The sequence below is a fragment of the Petrachloros mirabilis genome (assembly GCF_975968855.1).
Genome location: NZ_CDLUDY010000296.1, coordinates 1 through 3,835 on the forward strand (window position 1 = coordinate 1; position 3,835 = coordinate 3,835).

A 3,835-nucleotide genomic window follows, 5' to 3' on the forward strand; every position below is an offset into this window, starting at 1 on the left:
GACTCAAATAGCGAACAGGACACCATTTCAGCAAACTCAGGCTTTCGGTAGAGGATGGGAAAGCATTGACGGCAGGGGAGGCGTCCTGTAAGGTGCAGGTACACATCACCTCGTAGTAAGTCCGGCCCGGAGATGTGCTCAGTCTAGCGGACTTCGCGATCGCATCGCGACCAGGTCCAGTTTGGAGTTGCATCCTTCCCGGTTGTGTCTCCCCTCGGTTCTCTGAGCTTGTCATCATGCGATCATACTGAAAGGATTCTTGTTGTGGATACCTCTGAGTGTATCGGTTTTCATGAGCTTGGCTTGTCCGAAGCGATACTTCGGGATTTGACCAAGGCCGGCCTCCATTCCCCGACTCCCATTCAAGCGAAAGCGATCCCTCCGGCTTTGACCGGTCGAGATGTCATCGGCTGTGCGCAGACCGGAACGGGCAAGACAGCGGCCTTCGTCATTCCGATCATCGATCGGCTGGCTGCATTGCCGAAGGGAGATCCGTCGGTATTGATTCTGGCTCCGACCAGGGAACTGGCCTCCCAGATTGTTGCGACAATCGATAAGCTTGGACGGCACCGCGTTATAGCTGCAACATTGCTGGTGGGGGGGGCGGACATGATGGCGCAAGTGCGGGGACTCCGGCAGAGACCGGATATCCTCGTGGCCACGCCCGGGCGGTTGCTCGATCATATGTGGAACGGCACCGTCAACTTGGCGGTGATCAAGATGCTCGTCCTTGACGAAGCGGATCGGATGCTGGACATGGGATTCGCTCCCCAGATCAATCAAATCTTGGATGCGCTGCCGGATGAACGGCAGACCTTGCTCTTCTCCGCTACGTTGCCTCCGGACCTGTCACGCTTACTCCAAGCGAGCGTCAACGATCCGGTGCGTATCATGGTAACGCCGTCGGCAACGACGGCGGATGGCGTCACTCAAGCACTTCACTATACGACGCATCACAACAAAGGAGATTTGCTCCTCTCGCTCCTCCGTGCTGAGGAGGAGACTGTACTGGTCTTTACCCGCACGAAACATCGCGCGGACCAGGTAGGGCGGGTGTTGGGTCGAGCGGGACATAAGGTGGCCGTGCTCCACGGGGATCGGAGCTTGTCGCAACGGCGCGCCGCTTTGGATGGGTTCAAACGGGGAAGGTTCAAGGTGCTGGTTGCGACCGATATTGCCTCAAGAGGCATTGACGTGGCCAATATCGGTCATGTCATCAATTACGATCTTCCTATCGTGCCGGAGGACTACGTCCATCGGATCGGTCGGACGGCGCGAATGAAAACCACCGGTCGGGCAACCAGTTTTGTGACGGAGGAAGATCCTCGGCAACTCAAGGCAATCGAGCAGTTGTTGGGACAGGCTGTACCGATCGCACCGGGGAGTCACCGGCCGACGTTCGGATGTTCAGGCTTGAGAGGGTTGAACGGGGCAGCGCGCGCATCGGAAGGACGAATCTCGACAATGAGGAATCGACGCCATGTCCGTCCGCTGCAATAAATTTCGTGTAATCGTCGTCGTGGTCGCGAAGGAACCCATTATCAGATTCACGTTGTAGGGAGAGAAACGCCATGGCACAGGACCAGATAACAGCGGTGAAAAAGGCGAGTACGTGGGTGAGAATTCCTAACGGAACGAAAGTTCGCTTTCGTGAAGGAGGCCAAGAGGGTGTCGTCGATGGATTGACGGAACTGGTGGTTGGTCCGGCGCGCAATCCAGATGGGAAGACACAGTACCGGGTCAATGTGGGCGATCAGGATCGGATGCTTGTCACCGAAGAAACACTGCTCGTCCTCACCGATGAGGATGGGGTGGTATTAATGCTCAAAGAGAACTCCGATTACCGTCGCTTTGTGACGGATCGTCTTCGTGCCGCGCTTCCAGCGGATTGCTTCGCGCCCGCCCGTTAGCGGCCTGTGCCTTGGTTTCATGGATGTTCGCAAGTTCCAACGGCCCGTTCAGTAGAGCGGTTCCTGTGGCCCCCAGCGAAGTCCTTCCAAATCGGGGTCTTCGCCGCTGGGCCGATCGCCGCGCGCGTTCTTCTCAGCCTTACGAAGGGCGCGCTTCGCCTCTTTTTCTTTCCGATTCATCTGCAGTGCTTTTTCACGGTCTCGCTTGGCCAGAGTTGTTTTCCCTACGCGTCCTATGGTGCCCTCCTTGGTTGATAAAACAACCAGTAAAGTCGTGTCCGGTTAATAACTCCTGTACACGAGTGCTATTTGGTCGCACCGCGGCTCCCCATCGACCTACCGCCGGTTTGACGAGTCCCCTTGCGGCCGGATGTTTCCTGTACCGTGGACCGGGAACGTGTACCCTGCCCGAATCCCCTGCTGGCGAGTGAAGACACCTCTTTTCGAATCGATTCGATCGAGAGTGTCGATTCGGTGGCTTCCGGATCGGACAATCCCAGCAATTCCCAACGGATTTTCGGTTTGTAGGCCGGTCTAGTCTTTTTCTTTCCTGCTTTGGTGCTCTTCCACACAGTCGAGATCCCCATGAGTTTACTCCCTTTGTGGATTCGGAAACGCCGAAGGCATTCGAAGCCTCTCGGAACATGAAAAACAGCCGATGTGCTGCTCCAATACCCTGAGGGTATTATGAGCGACGCCAAGTACGAAATCGATCGCGCAGAACAATGAACAGGAGTGCGGAAGCGCGAGGAGAAGATGTGGCTCTTGCTTATATTGGTAATAGTAGGTCACTCTAACACGTGCGTTCCTGGCACGTCAAAAGGAGGTTCGCCTTTCTTTCAATCCGGCCTCCGTATTCTGCTGATGCGATACGTACGCCAAGTGACTCTCCCGGAAGGGTGTGTTCTTGGCTGCTCCAGGAGTATTATTTAAAGGTCCTAGGTGTTGGTCAGGTTCTTCAGGAAGTTCAACGATCCCGTCGACTCCTTGGGACTGGCTGCAAAGCAACACCGGGTGATTTTTGCCGCGTCCTGGAGCCTCATGGATCATCCGTAGACACCGGACAAAGCGGGGTACCGTAGCGTGCCGCCACAGTCCTGTAAGAGTTGTTGGCTCATTTCTTCGCACATGCGAGATGACGATGTTCCAACTAGTTGATATAAAGACCTTCTTATGTTCACCCGAGCTAGGCCGTTCTCGGGCATGGCCTTCGCAGAGTGTCAGTGGCAAGCAAAGGCGGTTCTCTTAACAGTGAGGTGCGTTGATGACGCGGTCCGGCGGTCGTGTGTTGGGTGCCGTTATTCTCGGGCTCTTTCTTGCGGAGGCGATGTCAGCTTCTCCGGCGATAACCGGTGATTTGAAGAAGGGGAAGAACATCTATTCGCAGCTATGTCTGCGCTGCCACGGGATTGATGGTCGAGGGGCGGCGGCAGTCCAACTCAATCCCCCTCCTGCTGATCTCACAAGCCCTGCAGTCCAGGATAAGTTGGATGCAGGGCTTTTCAAATCAATTCACGATGGAAGGAAAAATACTGCGATGGGAACGTGGCAATACGCGCTTTCCGATGATGAGATCAATGAAGTCATCGCTTATATTCGCACGTTGGACGGACGAAGCGGAGCCATGCCTCGTCCCTAGGCGAAATCGTTTCAGACCTGAATCTTTCCACTCGTTCTTGCCTAACAATAACAAAGGCATTTAACAGGGAGGTGGAGCATGACGTGCAATGTCGGTGGTATCGAAAGGCCGATTCGTATTGTGGTCGGCATCGCATTCATAGGCCTCGGAGCTTTCGCGGGGCTAGGCGCAGAGATTACGGCGGTGGTGTTGGTCTTGGGAACAATCGCATTGGTGACAGGAGCGATCGGGTATTGTCCTCTTTGGGCATTGCTAGGGCTTAACACCTGCCCGACGTCGGCTCCGC

Annotated in this window: 6 protein-coding genes; 4 read left to right on the forward strand and 2 right to left on the reverse strand. The window is 55.4% G+C overall.

Going from position 1 to position 3,835, the window contains the following annotated elements:
• The first annotated feature begins 264 nt into the window (after positions 1-264).
• Together ACWVCN_RS12800 and ACWVCN_RS12805 are read left to right on the forward strand one after the other, a co-directional pair.
• On the forward strand, positions 265-1,500 hold the full coding sequence (locus tag ACWVCN_RS12800) for a DEAD/DEAH box helicase (RefSeq protein WP_455246199.1): 1,236 nt from the start codon (positions 265-267) through the stop codon (positions 1,498-1,500).
• Positions 1,501-1,571: 71 nt separating this feature from the next.
• Complete coding sequence (locus ACWVCN_RS12805; protein WP_455246201.1) at positions 1,572-1,910, forward strand: hypothetical protein; 339 nt, start codon at positions 1,572-1,574, stop codon at positions 1,908-1,910.
• A gap of 48 nt (positions 1,911-1,958) precedes the next feature.
• On the opposite strand, the gene ACWVCN_RS12810 is transcribed toward ACWVCN_RS12805, so the two are convergent.
• On the reverse strand, positions 1,959-2,090 hold the full coding sequence (locus tag ACWVCN_RS12810; RefSeq protein WP_455246202.1) for a hypothetical protein: 132 nt from the start codon (positions 2,088-2,090) through the stop codon (positions 1,959-1,961).
• 125 nt (positions 2,091-2,215) lie between these two features.
• Complete coding sequence (locus ACWVCN_RS12815; RefSeq protein WP_455246203.1) at positions 2,216-2,497, reverse strand: hypothetical protein; 282 nt, start codon at positions 2,495-2,497, stop codon at positions 2,216-2,218.
• Between the two features lie 677 nt (positions 2,498-3,174).
• Between ACWVCN_RS12815 and ACWVCN_RS12820 the strand changes: the two genes are divergently transcribed.
• Together ACWVCN_RS12820 and ACWVCN_RS12825 are read left to right on the forward strand one after the other, a co-directional pair.
• The gene (locus ACWVCN_RS12820) at positions 3,175-3,549 is read left to right on the forward strand and encodes a c-type cytochrome (protein WP_455246205.1); all 375 of its coding nucleotides are present in this window, start codon (positions 3,175-3,177) and stop codon (positions 3,547-3,549) included.
• Positions 3,550-3,627: 78 nt separating this feature from the next.
• Positions 3,628-3,835, forward strand: a 208-nt coding sequence (locus tag ACWVCN_RS12825) for a YgaP family membrane protein (protein ID WP_455246207.1), incomplete at its 3' end; no start/stop codon positions are given.

Excerpts from the sequence above, each read along its gene's own strand:
- ACWVCN_RS12805 (WP_455246201.1), top strand. The coding sequence starts at position 1,572 with ATGGCACAGGACCAGATAACAGCGGTGAAAAAGGCGAGTACGTGGGTG.
- ACWVCN_RS12810 (WP_455246202.1), bottom strand. The coding sequence starts at position 2,090 with ATGAATCGGAAAGAAAAAGAGGCGAAGCGCGCCCTTCGTAAGGCTGAG.
- ACWVCN_RS12815 (WP_455246203.1), bottom strand. The coding sequence starts at position 2,497 with ATGGGGATCTCGACTGTGTGGAAGAGCACCAAAGCAGGAAAGAAAAAG.
- ACWVCN_RS12820 (WP_455246205.1), top strand. The coding sequence starts at position 3,175 with ATGACGCGGTCCGGCGGTCGTGTGTTGGGTGCCGTTATTCTCGGGCTC.